This is a genomic window from Lysobacter sp. CA196, from assembly GCF_052078695.1.
Classification (GTDB): domain Bacteria; phylum Pseudomonadota; class Gammaproteobacteria; order Xanthomonadales; family Xanthomonadaceae; genus Lysobacter.
Genome location: NZ_JBQJIN010000026.1, coordinates 13,241 through 28,237 on the forward strand (window position 1 = coordinate 13,241; position 14,997 = coordinate 28,237).

10 protein-coding genes are annotated in these 14,997 nt (G+C 65.7%); 5 read left to right on the forward strand and 5 right to left on the reverse strand.

The genetic code is table 11. The features are described from left to right. The first annotated feature begins 127 nt into the window (after positions 1-127). Positions 128-2,095, forward strand: coding sequence for an AsmA family protein (locus tag ACTOWK_RS18680; RefSeq protein WP_441331598.1), 1,968 nt, complete (start codon positions 128-130; stop codon positions 2,093-2,095). A gap of 509 nt (positions 2,096-2,604) precedes the next feature. On the opposite strand, the gene ACTOWK_RS18685 is transcribed toward ACTOWK_RS18680, so the two are convergent. From ACTOWK_RS18685 to mtgA, 5 genes are all read right to left on the reverse strand, one after another. Then, on the reverse strand, positions 2,605-2,775 hold the full coding sequence (locus ACTOWK_RS18685) for a hypothetical protein (RefSeq protein WP_441331599.1): 171 nt from the start codon (positions 2,773-2,775) through the stop codon (positions 2,605-2,607). 132 nt (positions 2,776-2,907) lie between these two features. Next, on the reverse strand, positions 2,908-3,513 hold the full coding sequence (locus ACTOWK_RS18690; RefSeq protein ID WP_441331600.1) for a hypothetical protein: 606 nt from the start codon (positions 3,511-3,513) through the stop codon (positions 2,908-2,910). A gap of 132 nt (positions 3,514-3,645) precedes the next feature. Then, positions 3,646-4,074: a CBS domain-containing protein gene (locus ACTOWK_RS18695; RefSeq protein WP_441331601.1), complete on the reverse strand. Its 429-nt coding sequence runs from the start codon at positions 4,072-4,074 to the stop codon at positions 3,646-3,648. Continuing rightward, the gene (locus tag ACTOWK_RS18700; protein WP_441331602.1) at positions 4,034-5,068 is read right to left on the reverse strand and encodes a glycosyltransferase family 2 protein; all 1,035 of its coding nucleotides are present in this window, start codon (positions 5,066-5,068) and stop codon (positions 4,034-4,036) included. Before ACTOWK_RS18700 ends, ACTOWK_RS18695 begins: the two co-directional genes overlap by 41 nt. Positions 5,069-5,210: 142 nt before the next feature. Continuing rightward, complete coding sequence (gene mtgA / locus ACTOWK_RS18705; RefSeq protein ID WP_441331649.1) at positions 5,211-5,972, reverse strand: monofunctional biosynthetic peptidoglycan transglycosylase; 762 nt, start codon at positions 5,970-5,972, stop codon at positions 5,211-5,213. 195 nt (positions 5,973-6,167) lie between these two features. Here mtgA and hslO point away from each other — a divergent pair, with 195 nt between their 5' ends. The 4 genes from hslO (at position 6,168) to ACTOWK_RS18725 (ending at position 14,676) form a co-directional block, all read left to right on the forward strand. Next, positions 6,168-7,085, forward strand: a complete 918-nt coding sequence (gene hslO, locus ACTOWK_RS18710; protein ID WP_441331603.1) for an Hsp33 family molecular chaperone HslO — start codon at positions 6,168-6,170, stop codon at positions 7,083-7,085. Between the two features lie 135 nt (positions 7,086-7,220). Next, the gene (locus ACTOWK_RS18715) at positions 7,221-8,084 is read left to right on the forward strand and encodes an XOO1806 family protein (RefSeq protein WP_441331604.1); all 864 of its coding nucleotides are present in this window, start codon (positions 7,221-7,223) and stop codon (positions 8,082-8,084) included. Between the two features lie 501 nt (positions 8,085-8,585). Next, the gene (locus ACTOWK_RS18720; RefSeq protein WP_441331605.1) at positions 8,586-11,537 is read left to right on the forward strand and encodes a TonB-dependent receptor; all 2,952 of its coding nucleotides are present in this window, start codon (positions 8,586-8,588) and stop codon (positions 11,535-11,537) included. A 238-nt stretch (positions 11,538-11,775) separates the two neighbouring features. Next, positions 11,776-14,676, forward strand: a complete 2,901-nt coding sequence (locus ACTOWK_RS18725; protein WP_441331606.1) for a TonB-dependent receptor domain-containing protein — start codon at positions 11,776-11,778, stop codon at positions 14,674-14,676. Positions 14,677-14,997: the final 321 nt, after the last annotated feature.

Below are 14,997 nucleotides of genomic sequence, written 5' to 3' on the forward strand. Positions count from 1 at the left end.
TCCACGGTGTATTCACCTTCGCTTTACCGCCTTGCCGCAATGGTGAAGCCATCGTAGCGACCAGGTCCCTCCGCGCGGGCCGATGGCGTAGGTATCGCCGGCACGATCGGCCCAAGCGCTTCATGCCATGAGCGATTCTCCGACACCCCCGTCTGCGCCCGCGCCTGCCGAGCAGTCGTGGCGGACCCGTCTGCGCCGCCATCCCTGGCGCGCGTTGCTCACGGCGCTCGCGCTCGCCATCGTCGTGCTGCTCCTGCTGTGGGACTGGAACTGGTTCAAGGGTCCGATCGAACGCCAGGTCGAAGCGCGCACCGGCCGGCGTTTCGAGATCGCCGGCAACCTCGATGTCGATCTAGGGCGCGTGCCGGTCATCCGCGCCGACGGCTTGAGCTTCGCCAATGCCGACTGGGCCAAGCAACCGCTGATGGCCTCGGCGCAGCGTCTGGAAATCGCGGTGGAATTCTGGCCCTTGCTCAAGGGCGAGGTACGCGTCCCCAACATTCGCCTGATCCAGCCGCGGCTGAACCTGCAGAGCGATCCCAAGCACGGCGGCAACTGGAAATTCGGCCGCGACGGCGGCGGCGAGCTGCCGGTGTTCCGCCGCATCTGGATCGACGACGGGCGCCTGCGCTTTCTCGATGCCGCCGGCAAGACCGACATCGATCTCGCCGTCGCCAGCCGCGCGGCGCGCCGCGAGGATGCCGCGCCGCCGGTCGAGGTCGAAGGCGGCGGCCGCTGGAAGAACAACCGCTTCACCCTCCAAGGCCGGGCCGAATCGCCATTGGAACTGCGCGACGCGCAACGTCCGTATCGGATGAACCTGCGCGCCGTGGCCGGCGCCACCCGCGCCCATGCGCGCGGCGAACTGGTCGACCCCTTCCATCTCGGCGATTTCGACCTGCAGCTCGCCCTGGCCGGCAAGAACCTCGCCGACCTGTATCCGCTGATCGGCATCGCGATTCCGCCGACCCCGCCCTATGCGCTCGACGGCCGCCTGAGCCGCGATGGCGTGCGCTGGAACTACGACCGCTTCACCGGCAAAGTCGGCGACAGCGACCTGGCCGGCAGCGCCAGCGTCGACACCGGCGGCCCTCGCCCGTATCTGCGCGCCGACCTGGTTTCCAAGCGTCTCGATATGGACGACCTCGCCGGCTTCGTCGGCGCGCCGCCGCAGACCGGACGCGGCGAAAGCACCAACCCCGAACTCGCCGCCGAACATGCGCGACTGGAGGCCAGTGCGAAGCTGTTGCCGGCTACGCCGTATCAGCTCGACAAGTTGCGGGCGATGGACGCCGACGTGAAGCTCAAGGCCGCGCGCATCAATGCGCCGGGTTGGCCGTTGGACGACATGCAGGCGCATCTGCTGCTGGAGAACGGCCTGCTCAAACTCGATCCGCTCAACTTCGGCGTTGCCGACGGCGACATCCGCTCGATCGTCAGCATGGACGCGCGCCGTTCGCCGATCCGCACCCGCGCCGACATCACCGCGCGCAGATTGACCCTCTCCAAATTGTTGCCGAAGGTGAAACTGGCCGAGGACGCCGTCGGCAAGGTCGGCGGACGCATCGCCCTGACCGGCAACGGCAATTCGATCGCGACCATGCTCGCCAGCAGCGACGGCGACGTCGCGGTCGGCATGGGCCAGGGCCAGATCAGCAACCTGCTGATGGAATTCGCCGGACTCGACCTGGCCGAGATCCTCAAGTTCAAGCTGACCCACGACCGCAAGATCCCGATCCGCTGCGCCTTCGGCGACTTCGCCGTCGCCGACGGCGTCATGACCGCGCGCGCATTGGCCTTCGACACCAGCGACACCATCCTGGTCGGCAGCGGCACGATCGACCTGGGCGAAGAGAAACTCGACCTGCTGATCCGCCCGCGACCGAAGGACCGCAGCCTGCTCGCCTTGCGCACGCCATTGACCGTCACCGGCAGCTTCAAACAACCCAACGCCCGCCCGGACTTCAAACGCCTAGGCCTGCGCGGCGCCGTCGCCGTGGCATTGGGCAGCATCGCCCCACCGGCGGCCCTGCTGGCCACGATCGAACTGGGCCCGGGCAAGGATGCGGGGTGTGCGGCGCATGTGGTGAATTGAGCGGTTGCAGCGCGCTTGGTTTTCGGGCGAACAGTCTGGCTCTAGCCTAGCCCTGAGTGGCTGCAGTTGTTGCTGTTGCTTTGGTTGCTGTTGCTGTGCGTAGCCTCGCACTAGCGAAGGCAACGGAAGACCCGGAGGGCGGCGCGCAGGGATGCGCGCCATTTTTCATCGGGACAGGGATGTCCCGTATGAAAAAGCCCTGCGGGTGCACCGCTCGTGCGGGCTGCTGATTCAAAACAAAGCAACTTCTTTGGTTAGCTTTCTTTTGTTGCTTTAGACAAAAGAAAGTAACCCGCCGCTTTAGTGGCGGAAGCTTTTGGCGTTTGATCTAGATCCTGATCTTGCTTGTCTGATCCGACGCGAGGTCATCGCAGCGCGGTCGCGGCTTGCGCCTCTCCTACCCCTGGCTCCAGCCGGGAGCGTCGCGAGGTTGAGGCGCCGTGGCCGCCGCTTCTTGGGTAGGAGCGACGCGAGTCGCGACCACGTTCCGTCGGCCTCCGGCGTTTCGGTCAAGCAAGAGCAAAGCTTCCGTCCGCTGAAGCGGCCGGGTTACTTTCTTTTGCTAAGCCCAAAAGAAAGGTAACCAAAGAAAAGGGCTCTCCTTGCAAGGGCACAAGCCCGCGCGAGCGATGCATACGCAGGGATGCTCCAGACAGGCCATCCATGGCCTGCTTGCGCACGGCCCGCATCCTTGCGGGCCGCCCTACGGGTCTTCTCTTGACCGGCAAAGCTACAAAGCAAAGCGGATCAAAATCTCGGCAACGGCGCCGGCAACGGCAAGGGCAACAGCGATAAGGCCGACCGCTCGGCCCCTACATCGTCACACCAGCCCCCGGATGGGCCAGGTCGTACTTCAGGTACACGTCCCAGGTATCGCCGGCGGGGTAAGTCTGCTTGAGGTCGTACTCGACGCGTCCATCAGGAAAGCGACGTTCGGCCACCGGCCGGATTCGCTTCAGGCAGGACTCGTAGTTCTGCGAGCCGGTGATCATGTTGTCGTTACCGTCGAAGGAGATCTCGCGCAACACGATCTCGCGTCCGTCGCGGCAACGCCCGCCTTCGGCCTTCGGATCGCTCGGCCCTTCGATGCGCAGCAATAGATCGAACCGCTCGCCACGATCTTCCTGTCCAAGGATCGCGACCCGGTCGATCCGCGGGGCGCGGTCTTCGAACACATCGGCCGCTTCGATCGGGAAATCGAGCACCGCGGTCGCCACGTCGATGCGCTTGCCGTCGTCGGCCACCGACACCCGGGCCGGACGCTGCGGCGGGCTCGGCGGCTTCGCTGCGGCGGCCTTGGCCGTCTCGGCAGGCGCGTCGGACGACGCGGCGCATCCGGTCATCGTGGCGACGATCAGGGCAGCGACAAAGAGGCCGGCGACAGGCAGGCGCAAGGCGGCGAAACGGTATCGACTCATGGTGATCCTTCACAGGAATGACGCAGGGACGCACATCATCCCATCGCGCACACGTTTCCTGCGAATGGATCGTCGTCGTGCATGCGGTGCCTGCGCCGCCTGGCGGCCGCGCGACATCGCCTGGCGCCGCTCTCAACTGGCGATATAACGCTGCAGCTGATCCAGTTCGACCTGTTGGTCTTCGATCACCGCCTTGACCAGGTCGCCGATCGATACCACGCCGATGACGCGGCCGCCGTCGACCACCGGCAGGTGGCGAATGCGCTGGTCGGTCACCAGTTGCATGCAATGCTCGGCGCTGTCGCCGAGCCCGACCACCACGACCTCGGCGGTCATGATCGCGCGTACCGGCGTATCGGCCGAGGACCGGCCCTGCAATACGATCTTGCGGGCGTAATCGCGCTCGGACAGGATCCCGGCCAAGCGCACCCCGTCCATCACCAGCACTGCGCCGATGCGTTTCTCGGCCATCAGCCGGATCGCGTCGATGACCGGCGCGTCGGGACCGATCGCATGGATCTCAGGCGCTTTCGCCTCCAACAACTGTCTTACGGTGCGCATGACTGTCTCCTTCCGCAAACTGGGGAAACCGTGTCTGGTCCGAGGATACTCCTGGCGCGGGCTGCCAGGTGTCGATGAGGTAAAGCGGGCGCTGTTTCGACTCTTCGTACAACCGCCCCAGGTACTCGCCGATCAAGCCCAGCGCGATCAACTGAACGCCGCCCAGGAACAGGATCACCGCCATCATCGTCGGCCAGCCCTGGACCTGGTCGCCGAACAACAACGCCTTGAGCACGACCTTGGCGCCGAACGCGAACGCCACCAGCGCCGTCGCCAGGCCCAGGTAAGTCGCCAGGCGCAGCGGCGCGGTCGAGAAACTGGTGATGCCTTCCAGGGCCAGGTTCCACAGCCGCCACAGGTTGAACTTGCTGGCCCCGGCCACGCGCGCTTCGCGGTGATAGGGCAAGGCGACGCGGTGGTAGCCGACCCAGCCGAACAGGCCCTTCATGAAGCGATGGCGCTCGCGCAATTGCCGCAGCGCGTCGAGCGCGCGCGGCGACAGCAGGCGGAAGTCGCCGGTGTCGGCCGGGATCGGCGTGCGCGAGAGCCGCCCGATCACCCGATAGAAGGCGTGCGCGGTGGCGCGCTTGAACCAGCCCTCGCCCTCGCGCTCCAGGCGCGTGCCGTAGACGTCGTCGTAACCTTCGCGCCACTTGGCGACGAATTGCGGGATCAGTTCCGGCGGGTCCTGGCCGTCGGCATCGAGGATCAGGGCGGCGCCCTGCTCGACCCGGTCCAGACCCGCGGTCAGCGCCGCTTCTTTGCCGAAATTGCGCGACAGCCGCAGCAGCGCGACCCGCGGATCGGCCGCGGCGATGCCTTGCAGGATCTCCCAGGTGCGGTCGCGGCTGCCGTCGTCGATATACAGCACCCGCCCGTCGACGCCTTGCGCTGCCAGTGCATCCAGGGCCGCGGCGATGCGCGGCTGCAGCAGCGGCAGGCTGGGCGCCTCGTCGAAGGCAGCCAGGACGACGGTGACTAGATCGCGATTCATGCCGACATAGTAGCGGCGACGCCGGCCGCGCCGATGTGACCGCCGATCGGCGGCGGCCGTTTCGACGCAGGCTCCGGGCCGATCCGCCAGGGACCGATCCGCTCGACGCGGACCGCTCGATCCGGGCTTACTTACTCCCGGCTTAGTCGATTTGTTTCAGATAACCGTTGCCGCCGATCGAACGCATCTGCCGCTGGATCGCGCCGGCGCGGCGTTGCACGTAGGGGCCGGGCCGGGAAATGCTGTAGCGCTTCGGGTTCGGCAGCACCGCGGCCATGCGCGCGGCTTCGGCCGCGCCGAGCTGGCGCGCGTCCTTGCGGTAGTAGGTGCGCGCCGCCGCCTGGGCGCCGTACACGCCGTCGCCGAACTCGGCGAAGTTGGCGTACATCTCGATGATCCGGTGCTTGGACCACATCGATTCGATCAGCAAGGTGTACCAGGCCTCGACGCCTTTGCGGATCCAGCTGCGGCCGCTCCACAGGAACAGGTTCTTCGCGGTCTGCTGGCTGATGGTGCTGCCGCCGCGGACCTTGCGGCCGCGCGCGTTGTTCTTGCGCGCCTTCTCGATCGCCTTCAGGTCGAAGCCGAAATGCTCGGCGAAATTCTGGTCTTCCGACGCCACCAGTGCGACCGGCACGTTCGAGGACATCTCTTCGAGATCGCGCCAGTCGTGGGCGAGACGGAACCCGAAATCGCCCGAGCCCCAGGCTTCGAGCTGGCGGATCATCATGAACGCCGAGAACGGCGGATCGACGAAGCGCAGGGCCGCGACCTGCAGCACCGACGCCAGCACGAACAAGAACGGCAACGCGATCAGCCAGCGCAACCATCGCCGCAGACGCCGCTGGCGCGGTACCGGCGCGGTCGGCGCGCGCCCGGGAGCCGCGGTCGTACGCTCGGTCAAGTCTTGCACCGCATCGCCTCCGTCCCCACTCTTGGCCCGTGGCCGCGCGAGCGCCCATATGCCGGCACGGCTGAAATTCGCTCCGAACGCATCGGCATGCTTTACCTCCCCCCTTCACAGGAACCCGCGCATTATCCGCGATGCCGCGTCCCGCATTCGCATAACCGCACGATCCGCGCGACCGAGAGTACGACGATGACCGAAGCCCGCCCCGCCGCCCAGACCGACGACCGCGACTGCCTGACCCGCTTTCTGATCGAAGCCGCCGGCGTCCGCGGCGTGCGCGTCCACCTGCACGATACCTGGCAGCAGATCCGCGAACGCTCGGATTACCCCGCCGCCGCGGCCGAATTGCTCGGCGAGGCGGCCGCAGCCGCGGCCTTGTTCACCGGTCACGCCAAGGTCGACGGCCGGCTTTCGGTGCAGCTGCGCGGCAACGGTGCGCTACGCACCCTGTTCGCCGAATGCACCGCGGCCGGCACTTTGCGCGGCATCGTCCAACTCGACGAGGACGCCGGCCCGGCCTCGCGCGACCTGCGGGCCATGGGGCCGGACGCGATGCTGGCGATCACCATCGAGAACCCGGGCCTGCACGGCCGCGAACCGGTTCGCTACCAGGGTCTGGTCGGGCTCGAATCCGACTCCTTGGCCGGCGCTTTCGAGGGCTATTTCCGCCAGTCCGAGCAATTGCCGACCCGACTGTTGCTGGCCGCCGACGAACGGCAGGCCGCCGGCCTGATGCTGCAGAAACTGCCCGGCGACGAGGGCGACGACGACGGCTGGGTCCGGGTCGGCGCCCTGTTCGACACCCTCAGTGCCGGGGAATTGCTCGATCTGCCGACCGACACCCTGCTGACCCGACTGTTCCACGAGGACGGCATCCAGTTGCTCGGCGGCAAGCCGCTGGGCTTCGCCTGTTCGTGCTCGCGCGAGCGGGTCGAGGCCATGCTGGTCTCGCTCGGCCAGGAGGAGGCCGAGGCCGCCGCGGCCGACGGCGAGGCCGAGATCCGCTGCGAGTTCTGTGGCCAGCGCTATGGTTTCGACCGCAACCAAATTGCCGGCCTGTTCGCCGCCGCAGCCCATGAAATAGAGGCTCCGGACCGGCTACAGTGAGGGCCGATCGGTCGGATTTGAGACATCGTCCCGATTGTTAAATAAACATAAACCGGCTATAGTCGGGCCGCAAGAAATGGGGAACTTGGCCGGCTTCACCCGGTCATAACGACGGTCCGCACACCTAAAGAATCCATGCTCAAGCACCTGCGCCAATTGCCGCTTGTCCTGTCGCTCGCCTTCGGCGTAGCTGCGGGCGCGCATGCGCAGGTTTTGCCGGGCAAGCGTGCGGAAACCACCTATTTGCCGGTGTGGAACCAGAACAACGGCAAGCTCGAATACCTGCTGCAGTTGGAGCCCGCCAGCAACCAGGCGGCCGGCATACGCTGGAAATCCGGCAACAACACCTTCGACGCCGCGCTCGGCCTCGATGCCGGCGACGGCCTCGGCCTGGTCTGCGATCGCAAGACCGGCCTGGCCGGCGTGGTCGGCAATCTCGCCAATCACTGCCTGCTCGCCTCTCTCGACGAAGACGACGCTCGCAGCGACAGCCGCCAGGTGACCGCCGGCGCCAGCATCAGCCGTCCCGGCGGCCGCGTCGGCGTTTCCGTCGGCAGCGGCCGCGACACCATGCCGGCCTGGCTGAGCCCGAACAGCCGGCCCAGCCGGATCGAACAGAACACTCTCACCGTCTACGGCCAGAAAGACATCGGCAGCGGCTACGCGCTGGTCTCGATTGGTGGCACCCGAGCGCGCGCGCGCCTGATCCCGGCCGGCGAGATGCCCGGGCTGGCCGATCGCTGGAGCAGCAAGAGCATCACCCTCGGTGCGGGCGTCGGCAATTTCGGCGCCAACATCATCGGCCGCGTCGTCGACACCCCGGGCCCAGGCCAATGGGAAGGTCTCGGCGTCGGTCTGACCTGGCGTACGCCGTGGAGCGGCCAGCTGACCGTCGGCGCCGAAAACGTCGTTACCCGTGGCAAGAACCCGTTCGCCCCGGGCAACGGCGAGAAGGACGAAGGCACCGTGCCCTACGTCCGTTACGAGCAGGATCTCTGACCGGGTTCCGACCCGACCGGCTCGATCGATACAAGGCGATGCGCCTCAACTTCCCCGTCCTGCGGACGACTTCGGCTTTGCGCGGCCACGGCTTCTAAAGGCTGCGCATCGGACTGCGCTGCGACCCCTCGCTACGCGCCGTTCCCGCTGACGGCAACGCGATCGCTTGCCCAAAAACGGCTTTTTGATCGCCGGCCGGCCGCCTCTCGACCACCCCGGCCATGCCCTTTCCCGCCCGTGAACCGGGCCGGACCGACCGCGCCGCCAAGCTGAATAGGCACATTAACCGCAGCCGGCGGCCAGCCCACGAAAATGTACGGGAAAGTACGTGGAGACGGGCTCACAACCCGCCAGCCGCATACGTCACAAATAGACGCTTAACGACACTTTAATTTTTCCGAAGGCGCGGTTAGGATCGGCGAACCTTGCCGGCCTTGGCGTCTGATTTGACTCCTCCGGCGGGATACACGGGTACACCAGACCGATTCGGAGAGAGAGAGAATGACTTTTAAAACCACCAAGCTCCGCGACGCGATTACCTTCGCGCTCGCAGTGGGCTCGACGGCCCTCGCAGGTGCCGCCGGCGCGCAGGAAGCGAGCGCCCCCGCCCAGAAGGAAGCGACCACCCTCGACCGCATCGAGGTCACCGGTTCGCGCATCCGTCAGGTCGATCTCGAAACCGCACAGCCGGTTCTCTCGATCACCCGCGCGGACATCGAGAAGCAGGGCTTCCAGTCGGTCGCCGAAATCCTGCAGAACATCTCTGCAGTCGGCGCACCGGCGATCAGCCGCGCTCAGCCGCTGTCGGCCGGCGAAAACGTCGGCGGCCAGTTCATCAGCATGCGTAACCTCGGTGCCACCCGCACCCTGATCCTCGTCAACGGCAAGCGCCTGGGCATCAGCACCAGCGGCTTCCAGGACGTCTCGCTGATCCCGACCGCCGCGGTCGAGCGCATCGAAGTGCTGAAGGACGGCGCCTCGTCGATCTACGGCTCCGACGCCATCGCCGGCGTGGTCAACATCATCACCCGCACCAACTTCGAAGGCGCCACCGCCAACGCCTACTACGGCCAGTACAGCCAGGGCGACGGCGCAACCACGCGTGCCGATTTCGTCCTCGGTTTCACCGGTGACCGCGGTTCGCTGACCGCCGCCGTCGAATACCGCAAGGAAGAAGCGGTGTTCTCGGGCGACCGCGAATTCTCGGCCTATCCGCAGGGCGGCATGCACCCGACCCGTGGCTGGACTACGGTCAGCCAGTGGGGCGTGATCAACCTGCCGACCGCGCTCGGCGGCAACCGCGTGCTCAACGCCGGCGCGGACTTCCGCAACATCGCCAACTACCACGCCCAGAACGCGAACACCGGCGGCACCGCTGCCGATCCGAACGGTTCGCCGATCGACAAGAGCAACACCAACCTGCAGACGCACCTGCGTACGCCGGTGGAGAGCCGCTCGCTGTTCGTCAACGGCGTGTTCGACATCAACGACAAGCTGCGCTTCCGCAGCGACATCCTGTACTCGTCGCGCGATGCAGAACGCCAGGTCGCCGGCTATCCGTTCCAGAGCGCTTCGGCCGGTCCGATCCCGGGCGGCTTCCGCATGTCGCGCGACAGCTACTACAACCCGGTCGGCACCAAGCACGGCTTCGCCACCCCGCAGGACGTCAACTTCTGGCGCCGTACCTGGGAAATTCCGCGTACCGACAAGCCCACCTCGACCACCTGGCGCTTCGCCGCCGGTCTCGAAGGCAACTTCGACATCGGCGAGCGCACCTTCGATTGGGACGTGGGCTACCTGTACAACAACAACAAGGTCACCCAGGAAAACTACGGTAACCTGAACATCGAGCGCACCAAGCAAGCGGTGGGCCCGTCGTTCCTCAACGCCAACGGCGTCGTCCAGTGCGGCTCGGCCGCCAGCCCGATCCCGCTGACCCAGTGCGTGCCGTGGAATCCGTTCATCCCCTACGGCCGCACCGGCGACGGCGGCCTCACCGGCAACCAGGCCCTGCAGGACTACCTGTTCCAGCGCCTGAACTCCAGCGGCGAGACCGAAACCAGCGTGTACAGCGCCAACCTCGCCGGCTCGTTGTTCGCCCTTCCGGGCGGCGACCTGGGCTTCGCGGTCGGCTATGAACACCGCAAGGAAGAAGGTCGCTTCATCCCCGACGCGCAGGCCGTGACCGGCAACTCGACCACCCTCGCCGGCGGTCCGACCCAAGGTTCGTACAAGGTCGACGAGTTCTTCGTCGAGCTCGCGATCCCGCTGCTCGCCGATCTGCCGGGCGCCAAGGAACTGAGCTTCAGCGTCGCCAGCCGTTATTCGGACTACGACACCTTCGGCGACACGGTCAACAACAAGTTCGGTTTCAAGTGGAAGCCGATCGACTCGTTGCTGGTCCGCGGCACCTGGGCTGAAGGCTTCCGCGCTCCGACCATCAACGATCTGTATGGTGGCGGCTCGCAGACCTTCTCGTTCTTCACCGATCCCTGCGACACCACCTTCGGTGCCGCTCGCGGCAACGCACGTTGCTCGGCCGACATCGTCAACGCAGCGACTTTCCGTCAGCTGCAGCAGGGCTTCGTCCCGGCGACCGGCTCCAACGCGCAGACGCCGGTGGCGTTCTTCTCCGGTTCGAACCCGAACCTGATTCCGGAAACCTCGGAGTCGAAGACGCTGGGTCTGGTCTGGAGCCCGGGCTTCGTCGAAGGCCTGAACGTCAGCCTCGACTGGTGGACGATCAAGATCGAAGACACCATCGTCGCCGACACGCCGACGCAGATGCTCAACGACTGCTACCTGCAGAACGACGCCGCTCGTTGCGCCGGTTTCACCCGCGATCCGGTCCTGGGCTACGTCAACAGCCTGAACTTCACCAGCATCAACGCCGGCTATCGTGAAGCGGAAGGCTACGACTTCGAGCTGAACTACCGTCTGCCCACGCAGTACGGCAACTTCGCTCTGAACTGGCAGTCGACCTACACCACGAAGGACGAGATCAAGACCGATACGGGCGCAACCACCCTGCCGCAGCAGCTGGTCGGCTACGCGACGTCGCCGGGCTTCACCGGCACGTTCCGTGTCCGTTCCAACGCCAGCCTGAGCTGGGAGAAGGGTCCGGTCAGCGCAACCTGGGGTGCTCGCTACTACTCCTCGATGAAGGAAACCTGCTTGTCGGCCACGCTCTTCCCGAGCGAGTGCGACAACCCGACCTTCCGCGCCGCCAACGCCGCTCAGACGCGTCCGACCAACAAGCTCGGTTCCAACACCTTCCACGACCTCGAAGTCCGCTTCGCGACCCCGTGGAATGCGACTGTCGCACTCGGCGCCAACAACGTGTTCGATCACGTCGGCCCGAGCGTGTACAGCCAGCCGAGCGCGAACGTGTCCTACCAGGGCCAGTTCGACATCGGTCGCTTCGTGTACATGAAGTACCAGCAGCGCTTCTAAGCAACACGCGTTGCCGCAACACCAAAACGGCCTCCTTCGGGGGGCCGTTTTCTTTTGCGGGGCCAAAAACCGCGTCGCAAGGCGTTTTGCGACAAAAAAGCACTTAACAACACTTTAATTACTCGGCCAAGGCGTCTACTATCGGGCCGGCTTTGCCAATTTAGGCCTTTACGTATGCGCCGTTTGGCTAGCCCCTTTGCTTGGGACCCGTTCGTTCAGGACAGACTTGGAGAGAGAGATGACCCTGAAGACCACCAAACTGCGTGACGCGATCGTCTTCGCGTTGTGCGTGGGCGCGACCAGCCTGGCCGGTACCGGCCTCGCCTCGGCCCAGGACGCCACGGCACCCGCCGCTGCGCCCGCCGAAGACGCCACCACCCTGGATCGCATCCAGGTCACTGGTAGCCGCATTTCCATTCCCGGCCTGACGACCAACAGCCCGGTCATGACCGTCGATCGCGAAGAGATCGACCGCAACCAGCCGGTCACCGCCGAAGACTTCCTCAAGGTCCTGCCCGGCGCTGTGCCGGCCATCGGCCCCGGCACCAACAACGGCGCCAACGGCGGCGCCACGATCAACCTGCGCGGCCTCGGCGACAACCGCACCGTGGTGCTGATGGACGGCCGTCGCGTCGTTCCGTTCAACCTGTTCGGCGTGGTCGACACCAACGTCATCCCGGTCGCGCTGATCGACAGCGTCGACCTGGTCACCGGCGGCGCATCGGCCGTGTACGGCGCAGACGCCGTCTCGGGCGTGGTCAACTTCGTCCTCAAGCGCAACTTCGAAGGCGTAGAGGTCAACACCAGCTACGGCCAGTCGAGCAAGCAGGACGGCGATCGCCGCAACACCACCGTCACCCTGGGCATGAACCTGGACGACGGCCGCGGCAACTTCGTGCTGAGCCTGGGCAAGACCGACAACGACCCGCTGCTGCAGGGTTCGCGCGGCTTCTCCGAGTTCAACCTCGACTCGACCAGCGGCGAAGCCGGCGGTTCGGGCACCTCGATCCCGACCCGCGTCGGTCCGCTCGGCCAGATCAATCCGGCCACCGGCCGTTTCGATCGCATCGTCACCCCGTTCAACTACAACCCGTTCAACTTCAACCAGACCGCGCTGGATCGTTGGCAGGCCACCGCACTCGGCCGCTACGAGATCAACGAGCACGCAGAGGCTTACACCCAGCTGCTCTACACGCGTTCGAACGTGTTCTCGCAGATCGCTCCGGGCGGCCTGTTCGGCGGCCGTTTCGACCTGGGCATCGGCAACCCGCTGATCCCCGAACCGGCGCGCCAGCAGATCTGCACCCAGTTCGGCGTGCCGGCCGCCAACTGCGTGGTCGGCAGCCCGACCACGGTCAACACCACCTTGAACCGCCGCACCACCGAGCTCGGCACCCGCTCGACCGACTTCCAGAACAAGGTCTTCCAGGCCACCCTGGGTCTGCGCGGCGAGATCAACGACCGTTGGCGCTATGACGCCTACTGGTCGCACGGCGAAGCCGACCAGCTGACCGTGTCGGCCGGCTTCCTGTCCAAGGCCCGCACCCAGCAGGCTCTGTTGTCGACCGACGGCGTCAACTGCGTCGACCCGACCAACGGCTGCATCCCGCTCAACCTGTGGGGCGTGGAAGGCACCATCGGCACCAACTCGAAGAAGTTCCTCGAAGTGCTGACCTTCGCCACCCAGCGCGTCGAACAGGAAGTCTGGTCCGGTTCGGTCAACGGCGACCTGGGCGACAACTTCAAGAGCCCGTGGGCCGATTACCCGATCGGCATGGCGTTCGGCCTGGAAGGCCGCAAGATGACGGCGCTGAACCGCGCCGACGCGGCTTCGCGCGATCCGGAAGAAGTGCAGGGTTCGGGCGGCGCCAATCCCGACGTCGAGGGCAGCCTGAAGCTGCGTGAGGCTTACTTCGAAACGATCGTGCCGCTGATCAGCGGCAAGACCGGCGCGCACGCCTTGAACTTCGAAGCCGGCTACCGCCACACCGAGTTCAAGTCGGGTCAGACCGACACCGACTACGGCAGCTACAAGTACGGCCTGGAATGGGCTCCGATCGAAACCCTGCGTTTCCGCGGCATGTTCCAGCGCGCGACCCGCGCCCCGAACATCAACGAGCTGTTCCAGCCGGTCGTCACCGGCCTGGACAACACCGCGGTCGATCCCTGCGAAGCCTCGCAGCTGGCGCTCAACGGCGGCGTGACCGGTTCGGTCGCAGCGCTCTGCGTCGCCACCGGCGTGCCGCAAGCGATCCTCGACAGCCAGGGCGGCGTCGACGGTCCGAGCGCGGGTCAGGCCAACGCCTTCGTCGGCGGCAACCCGATCCTGGGCCCGGAGAAGGCCGACACCCAGACCCTCGGTCTGGTGTGGCAGCCGATGGAAGACCTGTCGATCACCCTGGACTACTGGAAGATCGACATCAAGGACGCGATCACCCGTCCGGTGCTCGGCGATGCGCTGTTCGGTTGCTACGACCGCGAGTTCAACCCGACCCTCAGCATCACCCACCCGATGTGCCAGCTGATGATCGGCGCGCGCGAAGTGGCCGACGGTTCGCTCAACGGCGAAGCACGCGGTCCGTTCCTCAACCGCTCGAACAAGGGCCGCATCACCACCGACGGTTGGGACCTGGGCGTTCGCTACGGCATCCCGCTGAGCAACGAGTGGGGCCGCCTGGACTTCGCGCTCGACCTGACCAAGACCGACACCTACGACTACCAGGGCGACCCGCAGGTCGGCAAGCACGACTGCGTCGGCGTCTACGGCGTGTCGTGCAACGTCATCGCCGGCATCGTGTACGACTACAAGTCGAACTTCCGCGCGGTGTGGTCGATCAAGGACTTCGAGCTCGGCTTCAACTGGCGTCACCTGAGCTCGGTCGACGTCGAACCGGGTCCGATCGAGTGGTTCCCGGACTACACCTCGATCGATTCGTACGACTACTTCGATCTGACCATGGCCTATGAACTGCCGTGGAACGCTCGCATCAACTTCACCGTGAACAACGTCGCCGACAAGAAGCCGCCGGTCGTGGGCAGCAACATCGGCAGCACCGGCTTCAACAGCGGCAACACGTTCCCGCAGTACTACGACACCCTGGGTCGTTACTACACCCTGGGCCTGACGATGCGCTTCTAATAAAAAGCATCATCCGAGTCGAATTGAGGCGGGCTTCGGCCCGCCTTTTTTTGTGGGCGGCGGAAACTAAGGGGGATGTGCTCTGGCTCTGGCCCCCATCCCGACCCTGGCCGTTGCCATGGCTGTTGCTGTTGCTGTTGCTGTAATGAGCTTGGCGCAGTTCCGAACTTGCGAGAACACCTGGAGACCCGGAGGGCGGCGCACAGGACGTGCGCCGTTTTTCGATAAGACAGGGACGTCTTATCGAAAAATCCCGGCGCAAGCTGCGTGCTCGCAGGGGAGCTTCGTCAAGGAAAGCCCTTTTCTTTGGTTACCTTTCTT

Coding starts and splice junctions, on each gene's coding strand:
- ACTOWK_RS18715 (WP_441331604.1), top strand. CDS start 7,221: ATGCTCAAGCACCTGCGCCAATTGCCGCTTGTCCTGTCGCTCGCCTTC.
- ACTOWK_RS18680 (WP_441331598.1), top strand. CDS start 128: ATGAGCGATTCTCCGACACCCCCGTCTGCGCCCGCGCCTGCCGAGCAG.
- hslO (WP_441331603.1), top strand. CDS start 6,168: ATGACCGAAGCCCGCCCCGCCGCCCAGACCGACGACCGCGACTGCCTG.
- ACTOWK_RS18720 (WP_441331605.1), top strand. CDS start 8,586: ATGACTTTTAAAACCACCAAGCTCCGCGACGCGATTACCTTCGCGCTC.
- ACTOWK_RS18695 (WP_441331601.1), bottom strand. CDS start 4,074: ATGCGCACCGTAAGACAGTTGTTGGAGGCGAAAGCGCCTGAGATCCAT.
- ACTOWK_RS18725 (WP_441331606.1), top strand. CDS start 11,776: ATGACCCTGAAGACCACCAAACTGCGTGACGCGATCGTCTTCGCGTTG.
- ACTOWK_RS18700 (WP_441331602.1), bottom strand. CDS start 5,068: ATGAATCGCGATCTAGTCACCGTCGTCCTGGCTGCCTTCGACGAGGCG.
- ACTOWK_RS18690 (WP_441331600.1), bottom strand. CDS start 3,513: ATGAGTCGATACCGTTTCGCCGCCTTGCGCCTGCCTGTCGCCGGCCTC.